Source organism: Conexibacter sp. S30A1 (genome assembly GCF_023330665.1).
Taxonomy (GTDB): Bacteria; Actinomycetota; Thermoleophilia; order Solirubrobacterales; family Solirubrobacteraceae; genus Palsa-465.
In genome coordinates this window covers 1497466-1516404 of sequence record NZ_CP097127.1, presented here as the reverse complement: position 1 = coordinate 1516404, position 18939 = coordinate 1497466, and the positions used below count along the sequence as shown (strand labels likewise).

The window sequence follows — 18939 nt, the reverse complement described above, 5'->3', positions numbered from 1 at the left end:
TTATTATCTGACGCCTCCTAACGAGGTGAACTGACTCGGACTGGGTTGCGTGGAGACCTCTGGCCTTGGAAAACAAGGAGGCGCACGCGGTGGTCAAGCCTACCGTCAGCGTCGTGATGCCGCGAACCAGCGACTCCGACGGCGGCGTGTCCGGAACGCGGCAATTCTGCGCTGCGAGAACGGCACAGAACTCGAAGGAGCCAGTGGTAAAGTCGCCAGGTGCATGGCAAGGAGGCCACCTGTAATGAAGCGGTTGGGGGTTCGAGTTCGAGCGCGGGCTTGGCCATGGTGTTGCCGGGCGGCCTCTATGTGCGGTAGTGAGACCGCTGTGACGGGTGGGCTACACGCTGCTTGCCGGCCGGACGCGGCTGGTGGCCTCGGGCGTTCTGGGTGGGGGTTGACGTGTCATGCTCGCGCGCGGGGCGTGAGCGCGATGTGATCGCTGTGGTTTGCACCTCCTGCCGGGTGGCCTACACCAGGATGGGTTGGTGAGGTGGCCTTGGTGCTGCATCAGAATGTGTTTATGGGGTCCGTAGGTGAGCGATTGTCAGATCGTGCGCGCGGCGTGTTGCTGGGCCTGGCGGTGGGCGATGCGTTGGGGGCGCCGCTTGAGTTCATGACCGAGCGGGAGATCCGCCGTAGGTACGGTGGACCGGTCGTTGACCTTGTGGGTGGTGGCTGGCTGTCGTTGGTACCGGGTGAGGGAACGGATGACACCGGGATGACGTTTGCGCTGGCTCGTTCGTTGGCGACCAGCGTGGGGTATGAGACAACTCGGGCGATGGCTGCGTACCTGGACTGGTTTCGTTCCAATCCGAAGGACGTGGGCAGCACGGTCGGTGCGGCTCTCGTTGGCTTGAGCGCGGGGCGACCTGCTGCCGAGGTGACCGAGGAGTATCACCGAGCGACGGGCAGGAGTGCCGGTAATGGCTCGTTGATGCGGGTCGCCCCGATCGCGCTCAGGCACCTGCATGAAGCGCAGCGGCGGGCCGGTGCAGCTCGTAGCGACTCGAAGCTCACGCATTTTGATGATCACGCGGCCGGTGCGTGCGAGCTGCTCTGTGACGTGCTCGCGTCGCTTGTGTGCGGTGTTGAGGTCTCAGAGATCGCTGCGCCGGAGAGCCTTGCGCACGAGTGGGCGCCGGCCCGTGAGGTGGCCGCCAGTGAGGCTGCTGGGGGGAGGGCCGGTTATGTTGGGACTGCGCTGATGGTCGCCTCAATGTTGAGCGCCGTTTGAATCCGGCACGCGCGGTGTGGGTGGCGCCGTTCATCGGCGGCATGTTTGCTGCGATGGTGGCAGGCTTGGCGCGTTTGTGAACGCGCGAGAGCCCTCCCGTCAGCTTGGCGGTTGCCGGGAGGGCTCTCTTGGATGCCGGAGGTGGCACCCCGATGTTGATCGTATGTGCAGAGCCTGCCGTGGTCGAGGCTGAGTTGTTGGCTGGCGGGTTGTTGTGTCCGTTATGCCGGGCGGTGTTGGGGCCGTGGGGTCATGGCCGGGAGCGGGTGTTGCGCTGTCGGGGTGCTGACCGGCGGCTGGTGCCCAGGCGGGCCAGGTGCCGGGGGTGTCTGGGGACCCATGTGCTGTTGCCTGATATCGGGTTGTTGCGTCGTCGGGACGAGGTGGCTGTGATCGGCGCGGCGGTTGAGGCGAGCGTTGCTGGGCAGGGGTATCGCCGGATCGCTGGGTGGTTGGGGTTGCCGGCGGACACGGTCCGGGGCTGGTTGAGCCGGTTCGCTGCGCGGGCGGATGTGATTCGGGAGCATTTCACGCGGTGCGCGATCGTGCTGGACCCGGAGCTCGGGCCGATCATGCCGGCTGGGAGCGTGGTCGCGGACGCGTTGGAAGCGATCGCAGTCACGGCCAGGGCGTGGGTTTTGAGGTTCGGTCCGGTGGATCCGTGGCCGGTTGTGTCCAGGTTGTCTGGCGGGGTGCTGTTGGCAACACGAGCTCCCGCCTTCCCGTGGGCGGCGTGAGCTGAGACGCTCCTGCGCTTCGGATGAACGAGAGCGCGGGAGAGCAACGAGGTGAATGAGGATCGTCGCCGGGAGATCGGCCTGTTTCGTTACACCCTGATTCGTGACGCCGCCGATGAGGGGTTGTCGAAAGCTGAGCGTGGCCGGCTCGTTCGGTCACTGGCTGGGCGTGAGCATGTCGGGCCTGATGGGCAGCTCGTCAGGGTCGCGCGCGGCACTCTGGATGAGTGGATTCGTGCTTATCGCCGCGGCGGGTTCGAGGCTTTGCTTCCCCGGCGGCGGGTCGTCCCGGTCAGGACACCGGCCGAGACATTGGAGCTGGCGTTCGCTTTGAAACGTGAGCGGCCGGAGCGAACCGCCGCGCAGGTCAGGCAGATCATGCTCGCCAGCGTCAAGGACGGTGAGGACGTGCCGGGGTTGCGGACATTGCAGACGCATCTGGCTCGTGCCGGGTTGAACGTCAGGGGTGATGGTCACACTGCAGGGAAGGTTTATGGCCGGTTCGAAGCCGCTGCCCGGAATGAGCTGTGGACTGGGGACGGGTTACATGGCCCCAGGCTCGCCGGCACCGCCGCGCGGGCGGTGCTCGTCGCGTTTATCGACGATCACTCTCGCCTGCTGACCGGGTGGCGGTGGGGGACCGGTGAGGATGTGTTCCGCCTCGAGGCCGCGCTCCGTGCCGGGTTGATGAGCCGTGGGGTGCCCGGCCAGATTTTGGTTGACCGCGGCTCGGCGTTCGTGTCCTCACAGCTATTTCGTGCGTGTGCGGTGCTTGGTGTGAGGCTGATTCACGCAAGCCCGAGGGCGGCGACAACGAAAGGGAAAATCGAACGCTTCTTCCGGACCGTGCGCGACCAGTTCCTGGTGGAGATCGATGATGGCATCGAGCTGGCGGAGCTGAACCGTCGGTTCTCCGCGTGGGTGGAGGTCGTTTATCACCGCCGGGTGCACTCAGAGACCAAGCAAGCCCCGCTGGCCCGGTTTGATGCGGCGGGCGCACCCCAGTTGCCGACCCCGGCGCTGTTGCGCGAAGCGTTTCTGTGGAGTCAGGAACGGACGGTCACGAAGACCGCGACCGTGTCGCTTTACGCCAACCAATACGAGGTCAACGCCGCGCTCGCCGGCTGCAAGGTCGAGTTGGTGTTCGACCCGTTCGATCTCACGATGATCGAGGTTCGCTACCAGCATCGCCCGATGGGGACCGCCACACCTTTGGTGATCGGCCGCCGCACCCACCCACAAGCCCAGCGGGAGCTGCCGCCACCACCGGCCGGCACAGGGATCGACTACCTGAAGCTGCTGGCTGAGCAGCGCGACGCTGAGCTGGGTGGTCAGCGGATCGACTACGCCAGCCTCACAAACAACGGCGACGGCGACGGCGAGAAGGATCGTGACATCAACCAAAAGCAGGAGGGATGAGCAGTGAGTATTGACAGGTTGCGCGCCCATTACGGGTTCACACGCATGCCGTTCGGGAAGGATCTGGCACCGGGAATGTTGCATGCCCATGGCTCGCATGCTGAGGCGGTCGCCCGGATGGCGTGGTGCATCAGTGAGCAGGCGATCGGTGTGATCAGCGGGGAGTGCGGCGCCGGCAAAACTGTTGCTGCCCGCGCCGCTGTGGCGAGCCTTGATGCCTCAAGGCACACGGTGCTTTATCTCGGAACCCCCGGCGTCGGGTTGCGCGGTATCTACGGGCTGATCATCAACACCCTGGGCGCCACCCCTAGGTTCCATCACGCCGCTCTGATCCCCCAAGCCCAAGAGATGCTCGCCGCCGAGAGCGCGGAGCGTGGCAAGCATGTCGTGATCATCATTGATGAAGCCCATTTGCTTGACGCGGAGAGCCTGGAGGGGATCCGGTGTTTGTCAAACATGGGGATGGACCAGACCGCCCCGTTCTGTTTGCTTTTGCTCGGCCAACCCACACTTCGGCGTCGGCTGCGCAACGGCACGTTCACCGCGCTGGACCAGAGGATCGCGGTGCGTTACACGATCAACGGCCTCGACCTGAAAGAGACCCGAAGCTATGTGCAGCATCATTTGGCGCTCGCGGGCCGCTCGGACACCCTGTTCTCCGATGATGCGATCAGCCTGATCCACACCACGTCCCGTGGTCTGCCGAGGTTGATCAACAACCTCGCTGTCGCGGCGCTGGTTGCCGCGTTCGCGGCAAACAAGGCGATCGTGGATGAGAGCTCGGCACGGGTCGCCGTCACAGAGGTCTCAGCCGAATGACCGCCACCCTGTCGCTGCTTGACCCGCCACCGGAGGATCAGCCTACAAACAGCGGGCTGCTGCCAGCACCGCCAGGCTGGCCGCAAGCACCAGCACCCGCCGTCTACCACGAGCTGCTCGGCGAGATCGTGGGCCGCGTCGCCCCGCACACCGAGGCTGACCCGGTCGCGATCCTCACCCAGCTGCTGGTCGGGTTCGGTACCGCCATCGGTCGTGGCGCGTGGTTCCAAGTCGAAGCGACCCGCCATCACACCAACGAGTTCATGCTGCTGGTCGGTGACAGCGCGAAGGCGAGAAAGGGGTCATCTTGGGATCATGTCCGTCGGCTTCTGGTCAGTGTCGACACGTCGATCGACTCACGGATTCTCACCGGCCTATCCAGTGGCGAGGGGTTGATCTGGGCGGTCCGTGACCCAGCCGGCCAGGATCCCGGTCACCCTGATCAGCGGCTGCTGGTGATCGAACCAGAATTCGCGTCAGTATTGAAGGCCGCAAGCCGTGAGATCTCGACACTCTCACCAACTCTGCGCTCAGCGTGGGATGGACGGCCACTGGCGATCCTGACCCGCACCGCGCCGGCGCGCGCCAGCACCGCGCACATCACGCTAATCGGTCACATCACCCAACACGAGTTGCGCCGCCACATAACCCAGGCAGAGCTCTCCAACGGGTATCTGAACCGGATCCTGATCGTCTGCTGCCGCCGCCAGCGCCTGCTCCCAGAAGGCGGCGAACCTGACCCCCTCGCCGGCACCGGCCTTGATCGCCTGCTCGCCACGGCGCTACGCCAAGCACGCACAGCCGGCCAGATCAAGCTTGATCCCGACGCCCGGGAGATGTGGCATCACGCCTACCGCACACTCGCCCAGCCACAGGCCGGGATTATCGGCCAGATCACCGCCCGCGCCGAAGCGCACGTCATCCGCCTCGCGCTTCTCTACGCCCTCGCTGACGGCAAAACCCAGATCGGCAGCCCGCACCTGAGCGCCGCACTCGCGCTCCAGGACTACGCCACCCGGTCCGCAGCATGGGCGCTCACCGGTGCGACCGGTCAGCCACTCGCCGAACAGATCCACACCATCCTCACAAACCATCCCGGCGGACTGACCCGCAGCCAAATCAGCCAGACCCTCAACCACAACCAGCCCGCCGGGCAGATCGACCACGCCCTCCAAGCCCTGCACGCCGCCCACCGCGTCCACAGCACCCAGATCCCGACCGGCGGACGACCCGCCCAGCTCTGGGCCGCCAGCAGCAGCGGGACATAACCGGCCGGCTGCCTACCGCCACGCGCGAGTGGGTCGAATCGCTCGCCGAGCACCCGGCCGCGCCACCAGACCGGTCACTCAGAAACCTGAGCACCTCATGGCGAGCGATCAAAAGCGAAAGCGAAGCGGTCACAAACGCGCGACAAGCAACCGCAAGCCCACGACCCTGACCGCCCTTCATTGCGAGCCGATCAGCCGTCAGCCCGGGACCCCACCCCGGACTTACTTCTTCTTTCGTACCCCACCCCCCGATGCCGCCGAACAAAAGCATCACCGTCCCGAAAATCAACGGCGCTCAACAGCCTCAAGCGCCCTGGTGAGCGCCAGGACGTTTGAGGAGGGGTTGGTGTGGGCGGTCAATCTCGGGGGTGATGCCGACACCAACGGCGCCGTTGCTGGCGCGCTGCTTGGGGCGCGCTTCGGCGAAGGGGGTATTCCAACGCGCTGGCTTGACGGGCTGCTGGTGGCGGAGGAGGCGCGTGCGCTGGCAGATCGGTTGCTTGAGCTTGCGCAGGCCCGTGGCGGCCTGGATGTGGTTGCCGGCAACCGTTACGCGCGCCACCGGCCCAGTGGGTTCAGCGACCTCGGTGCGCGGCTTGACGCCGCGCTGGCCACATTCAGGGGTGAGCTTGAGCACGACCAGAAGTCGCGGCTTGCAGCGGAGCTGCTGATAGCCCAAAGCGGTGTGTTTGGGCATGGGTCGACGCTCGTCTCAAACGTGCCGGACCGTGACGCGCTCTATGTGCATGAGCGCGAATACGCGTTTGACGACCTGGAGCCCGCACGGAGCATCGAGATCTGTGATGGTGTGCGCCTGATGCTCGACCTTGAGTCTGAGCGCTGCGTGGGGTTTGCGATGCGGGGGTTCGCATCGTTTGATTTCGAGTCACCGGCCAACGCCGCGGTGTGGCGGGGTCCTCGCTTCGATGTGCCACCGCTTGGGATCGAGCAGGGCACCGTCGGTCTGATCGCCGCCAGCGCCCGGCTTGTGCTCGGTGACCTCCGTACCCCGGACCGGGTTTTGTTCGACCGGGCGGTTGCGGCCGGTCAGAGCGAGAAGGCGCTTTTGCTGTGGCAGGCCTGTCTTGAGCAAGGCAATGAGCTGGCACGCTACGCGCTCGGCTACACGCTGCTTGACCAGGGTCGCCCAGCCGAGGCCAGGGAACAGCTCAAGCACTACTCCTCGATCGTTCGCGCCAACGCGTGGGCGTGGTGCTACCTCGGCCAGGCGTGCGAACAGCTCGAGGACTGGGAAGAGGCCGAGTACGCATACAGGCAGGCGGTCGCCGCCACGCAGGCGGGCGCGCTCGAGACCGACGCGCCCGCGCGGTTGGCGGATATGCTGCACCGACGCGCGGATGGGGCGTAGCTCACAGGCGGATTGCTGGTCGGGTAGCCTGGGCGGTGGATGACCGCTGAGGGCAACCCACCCAGTCGTGAAGCCACGCCTCTGACGGGCCGCTTCGATCAGGCTCTGGCGTATGCAGCTGAGGTCCATCGCAACCAGTTCAGGAAGGGAACAACCATCCCGTACCTCTCGCATCTGCTGGCGGTCTGTGGCCTGGTGCTCGAGGACGGTGGCGATGAGGACGAGGCAATCGCCGCACTGCTGCACGACGCACCCGAGGATCAAGGCGGCAGAGAGAGGTTGGCGGAGATCCGCACGCGCTTTGGTGAGCGCGTCGCGACGATCGTTGAGGCCTGCAGCGACACCTTTGAGACGGACAAGGAGGATTGGCGGGTACGGAAGGAACGCTACCTCGACCATCTCAGGGTGGAGACAGACCAGGGAGTTCTGCGCGTGTCACTGGCTGACAAGCTCGCCAACGCGCGCTCCCTGCTGCGCGACCAGCTCCAGCAAGGTGACACCCATTGGAACCGGTTTCACGCGCCGCGCCACGACCAGCGCTGGTACTACACGAGCCTTGCGACCGTGTTCCAAGAGCGCGCAAACGGCCCGATGGCGCGCGAGCTCAACGACACTGTCACCCGGCTATTTGCCATCTGACATCGTTGCCGTAGCTGGCTGGTAGCGCCTGCGAGCTGGGTGATCCATGCCGGGTGCATGTCGTGCACCGCGGTTTGCTGTGGATCGTGGACGGTGGTGTCTTGGCGGACACGCTGGACGGTGATGGCGGTGTTATCGACGAGGGGACCTGGGTTATTGAAGACCGAACGACCAAAGCCCTCAAAACTCGGGTGGGCTTGCCTGTCAGGTTGACCACGGTGCGCACGCCCGGTGAGCACGGCTTGATAATGGCGCAGCGGGCTGAGTGCACGGCAGTTGTCGCCCGCCGCCGCACGGCAGAGGTGGCGCGAGAGACGTTGCTTGATGCCGCTGCGGAGATGATCGCCTCCCACCGGCCGCAGCGCCGTACTGCGCCGATCAGGCCTGGGGCCACCGAGCGCGTGACCCTCGACCTCGCCCCGGCGAATTGAATCACCGCTACCTGGAACGGCATCTCACCGTTGACGGCTGCCGGTTCTGTGCGAGCGCGCCAACCACTTGATCTGCAATCACGTGGACGCCGACATGCGCACTCGCGTGCCAGGCCAGCGCGGAATCCCGGCCGGGACCGCTCGCGCGACCTGCTACAGGTAGCGCCACGCCCGGCACCAGCCCATCGGCGATGACTCGCTGCGACGTGTGAGAGTCGTTGGCAGAGCGGGCCGGTGACGCGCTCGTAGGTCTCGCCTTCGATGGTCAGCTCGAGTGTGCCTGAGAGGATCAGGCTGAACTCCTCGTCAAGGTGGCGAAATGGTCGTTCGCTGCCTCCGTTGGCGGGGAGGTGGCGGGCGTAGAGTGCGGAGAAGGCGCGGTCTGCGACCTGGCCTGCCAGTACGGCGTAGACCTCGCCTGAGCCTTGCTCGAGGCGGAATTCGTGGCGGTCGGCGGCCCGGATCAGTCGTGTGCCGTGGCGGCGCTCCTCGGGGAAGAAGTCTGCGACCTCTACGCCGAGGTCGGCTGCAATGACCTGCAGGGCTGTTAGCGATGGCACGGCGGTGCCTGTCTCGATCTGGGATAGGTAGCCGGTCGAGAAGCCGCAGTGACCGGCCAGTTCCAGAAGCGTGAGCCCGTGCTCGTGTCGCAGTTGCTGCAGCCTTTGGCCGATGGAAGATGTCCCGTTCGCTGTTGAACTTCGGTGGCGATCCGGACAGTGATTTCTAGGCAGCTTTGAGGGTATCGGCCTCCTCGGTCGGGATCGTCGGGTGTAGCTCTCGCTGGATCGCGTCGTGGAGCTTGGGCAGGTCGCGGTGGCCTTTGACGCGGTTGAAGTGCGCGGCCGCTTCGGCCATCCCGGCGGCGGTCCACCGCAAGCGCATGTCGCCGTCACGCCAGCGTTTGACGTTGCGCTGTGTGGTGCGGACGGTGTCGAACATGCTCTCGATGCTGTTGGTTGATCTCAGCGTGCGTGCCAGCGCACCGTCGATGCCGAGGCGGGTGAGCGTGAGGGTCTCCTCCATGCCCTCCCGCAGCGAGCCGGCGGCGTCGGGGTGGGTCTTCTGAAGCTGTGAGGCGAGCGCCCGCAGCGAGGTAAGCGCCTTGCTGTGATCGGGCTCTGACCAGGCTTTGCGAAGCTTCGCCCTCACCCAGGCGCGCTGGTGCTCGGGTAGGTGCCCGCACACATTCCTTGCCTTGTGCACCTGGCAGCGTTGCACCAGCGCCCGCTGCCCAGCCAGGTCACGCACCGCCTTGCGCAACGCCTTGGCGCCACCTGGCACGTAGAGCTGCTGGTCTGTGAGCCGCAGGCCGCGATCAACCAGATCGGCCAGCAGCGCGGTCACGACGGTCGTGTTCTTTAGCCTGGCCTTCGCGCAGCGAGAGCGGCACCTTCACGCCATCAGTCGTGATCTCAGAGCGCGACCACGTTGGTGCTGTCCGCAAGGTCGATCCCGCAGGTGAACAGCACCGCCAGCTCCAAGTCTGAGAGGTCCCGGCTCAAGCAGCTCGGTAAGCGCACTTCGTGTCCCAGCCACCAGCGCGCGTGACACCGAACTCTCAGGCGTCGAACGGCCATGCGCTCTGATGTCCTTCCCGACGGGCTCATCCACCCGCCGCGCCTTACGGGCAGACACCCCCGCGAGCATCCGCTCCAACATCACCTCACAAAGCGGGTCGCGGGCGGTGAACTGCCGGTAGGTTGCAAGCGCGATCTCCTGGCCCTCAGCGACCTTCCTGACCCGCGGACGGCTGACCTGCACACGTCGACCGCCGAGCGTCACCTCACCAGCGGTGCGCCCATGCCGATACGCCGCCCGGTCTTCAGTCATCACGGCCCTTCGGGCCCGCGACCTGCCCAACCTCCCACTCCATCGTCTCCTGCAACACCGCCAAACCCGCGCTGACAGCCAACGCAAGCAGCCCCTCCTTCGCCTCGCCCGCGATCCCAGGCAAGCGAGACCTGCAAGCGCTCAGGCACAATCAACGATGCTGAATTAGAGGGCGTCACGTTAACTGTGTAAGCGTGGTTTCTTCAGGTTAACAGTTACTCTCGTCGTGTCAATGGGTGGTGGTCAGCTTGCGTCCGGGATCCGGTCACCGAAGTGGATCTTGAGCGCTAGCAGCGCGGCTGTCCAGTTCCGGCAGCGGGTCCATTGCGGGACGGCGTTCTGGAGGCAGAGGTAGACGAGCTTGCGGGCTGAGTCCTCGTTGGGGAAGCTGCCCTTGGTTTTGATGGCTTTGCGTAGCTGCCGGTTGAGCGCCTCGATCGCGTTGGTGGTGTAGATGATCCGGCGGACCTCGGCGGGGAAGGCGAGGAACGGTGTGATGTGCTCCCAGGCGGCGGTCCACTGCCGGGTGATGATCGGGAAGCGCGCTCCCCACTTCTCATCGAAGGCCTCCAGTGCGGCCCATGCCTGCTCGGCGTTGATCGCGGTGTAGATCGGTTTGAGGTCGCGGGCGACTTGCTCACGGTCGCGTCTGGGCACGTATTTGAGACTTGAGCGGATCATGTGCACGATGCATGTCTGGACCGTGGTCTTCGGGAAGATCGCCTCGATCGCCTCAGGGAACCCTGTGAGCCCGTCGACACAGCAGATCAGGATGTCGCGCACACCACGGGTCTTCAGGTCGTTGAGCGCCTGCATCCAGAACTTCGCGCCCTCCGTCTCCTGAAACCACATGCCGAGCACGTCCCGGTCGCCGTCCAGGGTGATCCCGAGCGCTATGTAGAGCGCTTTGTGCCCGACGCTGCCACCATCACGGATCTTGAGCACCATGCAGTCCAAAAACACGACGGGGTAGATCGTCTCAAGCGGCCGTTTGGCCCACTCACGCACGTCGTCTGCGACCTGGTCGGTCACGCGGCTTATCAGCTCACGGCTCACACCCGTGCCGTAGAGCTCTTGCATGTAGCCCTCGATGTCACGGGTCGACAGGCCACGGCTGTAGAGCGCGAGGATCTTCTGATCGATCCCGGCAAGGCGCCGCTGACGCTTCTTGACGATCTGCGGCTCAAACGTGCCTGCCCGGTCCCTGGGCGCGTCGATCACGATCTTGCCGTGATCGCTCACGAGCGTCTTTACGCTCGTCCCGTTGCGCTGGTTGGCCGCGCCGCCAGCGGGCTCCTGGTGGGGCTCATAGCCGACATGGCAGGTCAGCTCCGCGTTCATCGCACGCTCCACCAGCCGTTTAGTCAGCCGGCCAAGAACCCCGCCTGACCCAAGGATCTCCTCCTCGGTCCTGGCGCCAGCCAGCAGCTCGTCGATCACCTCGTCGGAGATCAAGGACTCCTCAACGCCCCCAACCGCGCAACGGACCCGCCGACGCGCGATCGCGCGCTCGACCGCCTCCTCGAGCCCCGGCACCGGCCGCGCCGCGCCTGGGTTGGGCGGCTCGTCGCTTCGCTCCTCCCCGCCCAACCCAGGCGCGGGAGACATCACCCCGAACGGGGGCTGGGCCAACAACACATCACTGCTCATGGTCTTCGTCGTGGTAGGCATGCGATCTCCTTCGCTGATGCCTACACAGTTCCTGTGACGATCCCCCGTTAAACCCGGTCCGCCTCAGTGTGGCTGAGCTGGTCGCAGCGCTCGCTGGTGCGCGACGGGTCGGTGTGGAGGGCGAGCACCTGAATTTTGTGCGTAGCGAGGCGTTGCGCGCGGCTGGGTTTGAGCTGGTCAGCGCCGGGCAGCTCATGGATGCGCTGCGTTGGTGTAAGGAGGCGGGTGAGATCGAAAAGGTAAGGGCGGCGTGCGAGCTTGTCGAGCGTGGCGTGAGACTGGTGTTTGAGACGCTCAGCCCCGGCGTGACCGAGCGTGAGGCCAACGGTCGTGTCGAGAGCTGGCTGCGCGAGCAGGGGGCTAGGGCAGCGCATCCACTGATCCTGTTCGGGGAGCGGGCTGCCAACCCGCACAGTGAGCCCGGAGATCGTGAGCTGCGCGTTGGTGACGTCGTGTGCGCTGATCTATCGGCCTGTCTTGACGGTTACTGGGGGGATCTGACGCGGTGTGCCACGGTTGGGCCCGCGTCGGATTGGGCGAGGGACGCCTGGATCGTCGTGCGGGAGGCTCAGGCGGCCGCGATCGCGGCCTGTCGCCCTGGGATCAGCGCCCGTGAGGTGGATGCTGCCGCACGCCAGCCGGTTGAAGCGCGTCCCGATCTTGGGCAGTGCCTTCACGGCGCCGGGCACGCGATCGGTTTGGCGATCCACGAGCCCCCGTTCCTGGTTCCGCGCACGCAGACCCCGCTTGTCGCAGGCATGATCTTCACCATCGAACCGGGGATCTACCTGCCCGGTGTCGGAGGCCTGCGGCTCGAGGACGATGTCCTCGTCGGCCCGGATGGTCCGGAGCTGCTGTCAACGCCACACCCCGAACTGCTCGAGCTGAGCGCATGATCAGAAGCGTTCTCCACCGGCCTCGGCGCGCTGCATCTCGACGAACTTGCAGAGTTCGTCTACGACATGCGCCCCGGCATTCCAATTGAGGCCTCGGGACTGTGGCCCGTGGTGGTGTAGATGTCTCTGTCCGTGGTGGGGGCAGAGGCTGCGGCGCGGGAGCGTGTGTGCCAGCGCCAGAGTTCGTCTGAGCCCCAGACGATGATTGGGAAGCAGGCGAGCACAAGCAGGTCGCGCACGCTGAGCGGCGAGGTTTTGAAGATCGCCTGTATCGGCGGGGCGTAGATGATCGCCGCGGCGAACGCGAGCGCGAACGCGATCCCGCGCAGCAGGTGCCGGTTTGAAAGGACTCCGACCTCGCGGAGCGAGGCGTGGCTGGTGCGCACGGCGAACGCCGCGCCGATCTGGCAGGCGACGATTCCGGCCCAGGTCATGGTTGTCGCCTGCTGATAGGCGTGGTGTAGAGGCGTGCCGGAGCCGATGTGCTCGCCCACGGACCAGCCGGCTGTGAGCATTACCAAGAAGAAGCCGCCGGTGACGAGCAGCGCCTCAAGCACGCCCAGGCGCAGCCAGGCGCGGGCGAGCATGGCACGGCTGATGATCCCGGCCTCGCGCGGGCGGGGTGGGCGGTCCATCGTGCCAGGCTCGGCGGGCTCGCGGCCGAGCGCCAGGGCGGGGACGGTGTCGGTGCCGAGGTCGATCGCGAGGATCTGAATCGCGGTCAGCGGTAGCGGGATCGCGCCGCCGGCGAGTGCGTAGATCAGGAAGGGAAAGACCTCGGGGACGGCGTGCACGAAGATGTAGGTGATGAACTTGCGGATGTTGTCGTAGACGACCCGGCCTTCCTCGACGGCGGCCACGATCGAGGCGAAGTTATCGTCGGTCAGCACCATCGTTGCCGCTTCGCGCGCGACATCGGTGCCCGACGCGCCCATCGCCACACCGATGTCCGCGCGGCGTAGAGCGGGCGCGTCGTTGACGCCGTCGCCGGTCATCGCGACGGTATGGCCCTGCGCGCGGAGCGCGTCGACTATGTGCAGCTTGGTCTCCGGGTTGGAGCGGGCGACGATCAGCTCGGGCGCGGTTGAGAGCAGCTGGTCGCGTTCGTCCTGCGCCATCGCGTCGAGGTCTGCGCCACTGATCACGGTCGGTTCGCTCTCGCCGGAGACGAGCCCCACCTCTCGTGCGATCGCGGTGGCGGTCAGACCGTGATCGCCGGTGACGACGACGATCCGGATACCAGCCCGCTTGCAGCGGGCGACGGCGTCTGTGACCTCTGGGCGGGGCGGGTCCTCGAGCGCCGCCAGTCCCACGAACGTCAGGTTCGACTCGACAGCCTCGCGCGGTCCGTCGTCGGCCTGCGCGACCTGGCGCTGCGCGAAGCCGAGCACGCGCAGACCCTTGGCGGCATAACTTTCGAACGCCGCGCGCACCTCGGTTCGATCTGCATCGGTGAGCGAGTGGTCGCCATCAGGGGTGCGGATCGCGGTGCAGCGCTCGAGTAACTCCAGCGGCGCGCCCTTCGCGTGATACCACAGCTGCCCGCCGGGTTCGTCGTCGAGCGTCGTCATGCGCTTCAGGTGTGGGTCGAAGTGGAAGACCCGCTTACGGCGCCCCTCACGCTCACGCTCGGCGGCTTGCACATCGACGCCCAGCTGTGCCGCTGCCAAGAGCAGCGCGCTCTCGCTCGGATCCCCACCCCGCACCCAGCGCTCACCGTCGCGCTCGAGACGCCCGTTGTTGCAGCGAACGGCCGTGCGCAAGAGCGGCGAGAACAGGTCCGGGGCCGGCGAGCCCGCGGCGCTCGCAAGCTCGAGTTCGGTGCCGGCGCACCACAGCAAACGGACGCTCATCCTGCCCTCGGTCAGCGTGCCGGTCTTGTCGGTGCAGATCACGTCGGTCGAACCGAGTGTCTCCACCGCAGTCAGCCGCTTGACCAGCGCGTGCCTGGCCGCCATACGACGGACACCGCCGGCCAGCGACAGGGTGATCGTCGGAAGCAGCCCCTCTGGCACGTTTGCGACCAGCAGGCCGATGGCGAACGTGACTGCCGCGGCGAGTGAGAGGCCCGCCAGTGTCGTGCCCGCCACGAAGAACAAAGCGCCGGCCGCCACCGCGATCGCCGCGATCAGCCATGCGACCCGATTGACCTGCCGCTGTAACGGGCTGATCTCCGGTTTCACGCGTTGTGAGAGGGCGGCGATCCGCCCCAACTGGGTGCCCATCCCGGTCGCGTAGATGACTGCCTCAGCGTCGCCACCTGTGCAGAGCGTGCCGGCGAACACCAGATCCTCTGACTCCAGCACCGACGCCACGCGGTGGACTGCGCTGGCACTGCGCACGACCGGCTCTGACTCGCCGGTCAGCGGCGCCATGTCGAGCTCGAGCGAGCCGGCGGTCAGCCGCGCATCGGCGGAGAGGCGATCGCCCTCACTGAGCAGCACCACATCACCGGGCACCAGCTCGATCGCCGCCACGTCCAGCTCCGCGCCGTCGCGGCGTACGCGCGCGCGGGCCGGCAACAGCTCGCGCAGCGCCTCGGTTGCCCGCTCGGCCTGGAGTTCCTGTGCGTATGCGAGTGCTGCGTTCAGGAGGATCACCGCAACGATCGCGATCGCCAGTGTCTGGCTGCCGCTCGCCGCCGCGAGCACAGCAGCCACCCACAACAGCAGGGCCAGCGGGTGTACGAGCTGACGCACCAGCTCTCGAATCCGGCCCTGCTTGGCGGTGCGTGAGATCACATTGGGACCAAACTGCGTCAACCGTCGCGCCGCCTCACGCGCCGACAGGCCGGTTGAGCGCGTCCCCAGATGCGCAAGCAGCGAGTCGATCCGCTCCTGCGGATCGACGCCGCCGAGGTCGTCCCCTGAGGGAGCGCGCTCGGCGTCTGGGCCCGGCGCAGCTTGCGGCGTCGGGGAGGTGATGGTCCGGCGGAGCGGTCGCTGCGCCGGGCTGCTCATTGGGTTGACCTCATGGCGATAGGCTCACGCCTGGCCGGCGCATAGACATCCGTAGCGCTCCACAGCCGCTGCTGCGTGGCCTACCGACCCGCCGTGTGATCACTCCTGCGCTGGATAACTACGGAGCGGTGTTGAGGCTCATTCCCGATGCGCAAGCGGTCGGCTGGGTCTAGGGTCGTTGCATAAACGGCAATCAGAGGAAAGGAGCTCAGTGATGGCTGGAACACTCACGCGCTGGGACCCATTCGCCGAGCTGTCAGAACTGCGGACGCGGTTTGACCGCATCTACGACGGCCTGACTGGAGGCACGGAGCGTTCGTGGGTGCCCGCGATCGACGTCGCGCGCGAGAATGGAAATCTGATCGTGCGCGCCGACGTGCCCGGCATCAAGCCGGAGGAGGTCAAGATCGAGGTCGAGGACGACATCCTCACGGTCTCCGGTGAGCACGAAGAGACTACGGAAGCGAAGGAGAAGGAGTACGTGCGGCGCGAGCGCCGGTATGGCTCCTTCCGCCGCTCAATGGTGCTGCCGACGGGCGTCGATGCCAAGCAGATCAAGGCTACGACGCACGACGGAGTGGTCGAGGTCACGATCCCGCTCCCCAAGGACATCAAGAAGGAGACGGTCACGATAACGCCGACCGCCGCCTGATTCGCGTGTCGCGCCTGGGGCCGAACCCAGCTCATCGGGCAGCTGGGCGCCGACCCCAGGCGCCGTCACCGGCCCCGCCGGTACGCGCAAGCAACGGCCGCCGAGATATCCGATAGACCAGCGGCTGCCCAGCGGCGACAGTGGCGCACGCGCGCAGATACGTCGGCAGCGCGCGATGGGCGGGTGAGGCGCTGCGCTCGCCGCAGTGAATTTGACGAGGGTGCAGGCCGCGAGTGGTCTGCGCGCTTCGGTTCAAACTACGTAACCCAGCGCCCGCAGCCGCGGTGGCTGAGGTCGCGCCACCTTTGTATCCGCGCCCACGACCTGCCGACTGCAGCAGCGCAGTCTCTTCATCCAGTTCGCCGGAGTGCTCGGTCAACACGCTCGCGCCGCCCGTGCAATTGCTGGCCTCAGCCGGTCGCCGTCACCGACCTCCGACGGTGACTCGTCACTTCTTCAGGAAGCGCAGAGCGAAGGCTCCGAAGACCAGGACGATGCCGATGTTGACCATCAGCCGCTGCCAGAAGTGGTGTCTGAAGAAGAGCACGTCCACCAGTACCACGACCACCACCATGGTGGCGACGTAGATGGCGGTGGCCGGCTCTCTGCCCATCTGCCTCTGGATGTAGGTTAGCGGCGGTTGCAGCCGCTTGCCATGTGGCCGCCTTTTGACCTGCGGCGGCGGGGCCGGGAGGCTTGCGCGACTAATCCAGGCCTGCTCGGCCGGCGCTGGGAACGGCTGCCGCGAGCTCGTTCTGAGCACGTGCCGCGCCCGCGACGGTCGGGACGGCACCCTGCGCTTGCTGATCGCCTGGCGTCGCTGAGACACGCCCGCGCACCGTCAGCAGGGCGGCCAGGAAGGCCAGGGCCGCAAGCAGCGCTCCGGTTCTGAAGGCGCTGTCATAGCCCTTCACAAGCTCGCGCACGAGCAGCGCATGAGCGGCTGCGGTCGCGGGTGCGTGCTGCGGAGCCGCGGTCCTGCCGGCGCTCGCGTGGCTCGCGACCGTGACCAGGATGGCGATGCCGAGCGAGCCGCCGATCTGCTGGCTTGTGGTCAGCAGCGCGGATGCGAGGCCGGTGCGCTCGTGCGAGACCGAGCTCACAGCGTTCAGCGTGAGCGGCACGAACGATAGGCCCATGCCGAGGCCCGCAAGCACCAGCGGCCCAAACAGCGCCAGGTAGCTGTCGGTTGCCGAGATGTTTGAGAGCCAAAGCAGCCCGGCGGCTGTCACCAGCGGACCCACAGTCAGCAGCGGCCGCGTTCCGATGCGGCCGACCAGCCGCGAAGCAACCTGGCTGACGGTGGCGACCATCACCGGCACGGGCAGGAAGGCGACACCGGTCAGCAGCGGGCTGTAGCCCTTGACGTCCTGGAGGAACTGGGTGACGAAGAAGATCAGTGCCAGCATCGCGCCGCCCAACAGCAGCATCGCCGCATAGCCGCCGGCACGGTTGCGGTTGCGCAGCATGCCCAGCGGTAGCAGGGGTGTTGCCGTGGTCGCCTCCACGGCCACGAATCCGGCGAGCAGGACGGCCGCGGCAGCCATCGCGACGAGCGTGGTCGTGCTCCCAAAGCCGTAGTCGGCGGCGTGCGCGAGCCCGTAGACAAGGGATGCCGCTCCCGCCGTCGCCAGCAGCGCGCCGCGGATGTCGAGCCGCCCACGGCGCCCCGGGGCGGGGTCGAGCACGAGGACCGCTCCGAGCACGACGGCGAGGCCGATCGGCACGTTCACGAACAGCACCCAGCGCCAGGAGGCGAACTCGGTGAGTGCGCCGCCGATCAGCAGCCCCAGGGCGCCGCCAGCGCCCGACATCGCCGCGTAGACGGCCATCGCCCGGTGCCGTGGCCGACCCTCCGGGAACGTGGCGGTCACCAGCGAAAGCGCCGTTGGGGAGGCGATTGCGGCGCCCACACCCTGGATGGCGCGGGCCGCGATCAGCCATGTCTGATCTGTCGCAAGGCCACCGGCGAGCGAGGAGACCGAGAACAGCAGGATGCCTGCCACGAACATGCGCCGCCGGCCGTACAGGTCCCCGGAGCGCCCGCCGAGCAGCAGCAGGCCACCGAATGTGACGACGTAGGCGGTGATCACCCACTCGAGGTTGGCGGTGGAGGAAAACGAGAGCGCCCTCTGGATCGACGGCAACGCGACGTTGACGATGGTGACGTCGAGCATCACCATCAGCTGCGCCGCCGAGATGATTGCGAGCGCCCAGCCGAGGTGACGGTGGTGGGGTGTCCGGGCGTCTTCCGGATGCTGCCGGTGTCTGGCGGGCTCAGTGTTGGTCACGGTTTCTCCACAATGAAAAGCGAATGGGCGTTTTGCTTTTCACAAGCCTAGCAAAACGAACGTTCCCTCACTAAGCTTTGGCCTGTGCCCCGTGTATCTGAAGAACACCTGGAGTCCCGCCGCCAGCAGATTCTGGAGGCGGCCCGCCGCTGCTTTGTGCGAAACGGCTTCCACGAGACGTCGATGCATGACGTGTTTGCCGAGTCCCAGCTTTCCGCCGGCGCGGTCTACCGGTACTTCAGCAGCAAGGACGAACTCATCACTGCGATCGCGAGCACCGGCGTGAGCCAGCTCGAGCTGGCCTTTGAGACGGTCCTCGCCGACGACGATCCGCCGCCGCTGGATCGCGTGCTCGAGCTGCTGCTCGAGCAGGTGCGACGGCTCGAAGCCGAGCGTCAGCTCTGCGCACTTGCCGTGCAGATCTGGGCTGAGGCCGGTCGTAACCCGACCATGCGCGCGTGGTTTGATGGCACCATGGCGCGGGTGCGGGGCTGGTTCGCGCGGCTGATCGAAATCTACCAGCAGCGCGGACTCGTCGAGTCAGGCCACCGACCGCAGGACGCGGCGCTGGTTCTGGGCACGCTGCTCCCCGGCATCCTCGTGCAGGTGGCGCTGCTCGGCGACATCGATCCGCAGGCGTTTGCCAACGGCGTGAGGCTGCTTGGGATCCCCGCCGGCCCCTTGATCAGCTGAACGGCGCGCACCCGGCGGTCGCGG

The 18939-nt window shown here is 66.5% G+C and carries 16 protein-coding genes and 2 pseudogenes; 12 read left to right on the top strand and 6 right to left on the bottom strand.

Features of this window, described 5'->3' with window-relative positions; translation table 11 throughout:
* The first annotated feature begins 523 nt into the window (after positions 1-523).
* From M3M54_RS07575 to M3M54_RS16710, 9 genes are all read left to right on the top strand, one after another.
* A complete protein-coding gene (locus M3M54_RS07575; protein WP_249021563.1) occupies positions 524-1237 on the top strand; it encodes an ADP-ribosylglycohydrolase family protein in 714 nt (237 codons plus the stop codon).
* Positions 1238-1578: 341 nt separating this feature from the next.
* The gene (locus tag M3M54_RS07570) at positions 1579-1974 is read left to right on the top strand and encodes a helix-turn-helix domain-containing protein (protein WP_371878586.1); all 396 of its coding nucleotides are present in this window, start codon (positions 1579-1581) and stop codon (positions 1972-1974) included.
* A 51-nt stretch (positions 1975-2025) separates the two neighbouring features.
* The gene (locus M3M54_RS07565) at positions 2026-3393 is read left to right on the top strand and encodes a DDE-type integrase/transposase/recombinase (RefSeq protein ID WP_249019757.1); all 1368 of its coding nucleotides are present in this window, start codon (positions 2026-2028) and stop codon (positions 3391-3393) included.
* Positions 3394-3396: 3 nt separating this feature from the next.
* A complete protein-coding gene (locus tag M3M54_RS07560) occupies positions 3397-4212 on the top strand; it encodes an ExeA family protein (protein WP_249019415.1) in 816 nt (271 codons plus the stop codon).
* Positions 4209-5480 carry a YfjI family protein gene (locus tag M3M54_RS07555; RefSeq protein ID WP_249019416.1) on the top strand — a complete coding sequence of 424 codons (1272 nt, stop codon included), beginning with the start codon at positions 4209-4211 and terminating at the stop codon, positions 5478-5480. The genes M3M54_RS07560 and M3M54_RS07555 overlap by 4 nt, the downstream gene beginning before the upstream one ends.
* Positions 5481-5796: 316 nt before the next feature.
* The gene (locus tag M3M54_RS07550) at positions 5797-6849 is read left to right on the top strand and encodes an ADP-ribosylglycohydrolase family protein (RefSeq protein WP_249021562.1); all 1053 of its coding nucleotides are present in this window, start codon (positions 5797-5799) and stop codon (positions 6847-6849) included.
* 39 nt (positions 6850-6888) lie between these two features.
* Complete coding sequence (locus M3M54_RS07545; protein ID WP_249021561.1) at positions 6889-7488, top strand: HD domain-containing protein; 600 nt, start codon at positions 6889-6891, stop codon at positions 7486-7488.
* Between the two features lie 101 nt (positions 7489-7589).
* Positions 7590-7919 (top strand): hypothetical protein, encoded by a 330-nt coding sequence (locus M3M54_RS07540; protein WP_249021560.1) that lies wholly within the window; start codon positions 7590-7592, stop codon positions 7917-7919.
* A 425-nt stretch (positions 7920-8344) separates the two neighbouring features.
* Complete coding sequence (locus tag M3M54_RS16710; RefSeq protein ID WP_256465824.1) at positions 8345-8470, top strand: hypothetical protein; 126 nt, start codon at positions 8345-8347, stop codon at positions 8468-8470.
* 9 nt (positions 8471-8479) lie between these two features.
* On the opposite strand, the pseudogene M3M54_RS16915 reads toward M3M54_RS16710, so the two are convergent.
* The 3 genes and pseudogenes from M3M54_RS16915 to M3M54_RS07530 form a co-directional block, all read right to left on the bottom strand.
* Positions 8480-8539 (bottom strand): annotated as a pseudogene (locus M3M54_RS16915) (hypothetical protein); the annotation flags it as partial.
* A gap of 106 nt (positions 8540-8645) precedes the next feature.
* A pseudogene (locus M3M54_RS07535) lies at positions 8646-9931 on the bottom strand (IS256 family transposase).
* Positions 9932-9995: 64 nt separating this feature from the next.
* Positions 9996-11423, bottom strand: coding sequence for an IS256 family transposase (locus M3M54_RS07530; RefSeq protein WP_249019252.1), 1428 nt, complete (start codon positions 11421-11423; stop codon positions 9996-9998).
* A 68-nt stretch (positions 11424-11491) separates the two neighbouring features.
* Here M3M54_RS07530 and M3M54_RS07525 point away from each other — a divergent pair, with 68 nt between their 5' ends.
* Positions 11492-12319, top strand: coding sequence for a Xaa-Pro peptidase family protein (locus tag M3M54_RS07525; protein WP_249021559.1), 828 nt, complete (start codon positions 11492-11494; stop codon positions 12317-12319).
* A 59-nt stretch (positions 12320-12378) separates the two neighbouring features.
* On the opposite strand, the gene M3M54_RS07520 is transcribed toward M3M54_RS07525, so the two are convergent.
* On the bottom strand, positions 12379-15279 hold the full coding sequence (locus M3M54_RS07520; RefSeq protein ID WP_249021558.1) for a cation-transporting P-type ATPase: 2901 nt from the start codon (positions 15277-15279) through the stop codon (positions 12379-12381).
* A 214-nt stretch (positions 15280-15493) separates the two neighbouring features.
* Between M3M54_RS07520 and M3M54_RS07515 the strand changes: the two genes are divergently transcribed.
* Complete coding sequence (locus M3M54_RS07515) at positions 15494-15931, top strand: Hsp20/alpha crystallin family protein (protein ID WP_249021557.1); 438 nt, start codon at positions 15494-15496, stop codon at positions 15929-15931.
* Between the two features lie 448 nt (positions 15932-16379).
* Here M3M54_RS07515 and M3M54_RS07510 read toward each other — a convergent pair whose 3' ends face one another.
* Positions 16380-16544, bottom strand: coding sequence for a hypothetical protein (locus tag M3M54_RS07510; protein ID WP_249021556.1), 165 nt, complete (start codon positions 16542-16544; stop codon positions 16380-16382).
* Positions 16545-16635: 91 nt separating this feature from the next.
* A complete protein-coding gene (locus M3M54_RS07505; protein ID WP_249021555.1) occupies positions 16636-18222 on the bottom strand; it encodes an MFS transporter in 1587 nt (528 codons plus the stop codon).
* Between the two features lie 84 nt (positions 18223-18306).
* On the opposite strand from M3M54_RS07505, the gene M3M54_RS07500 reads away from it, so the two are divergent.
* Positions 18307-18915, top strand: a complete 609-nt coding sequence (locus M3M54_RS07500; RefSeq protein ID WP_249021554.1) for a TetR/AcrR family transcriptional regulator — start codon at positions 18307-18309, stop codon at positions 18913-18915.
* The last annotated feature ends 24 nt before the right edge of the window (positions 18916-18939 follow it).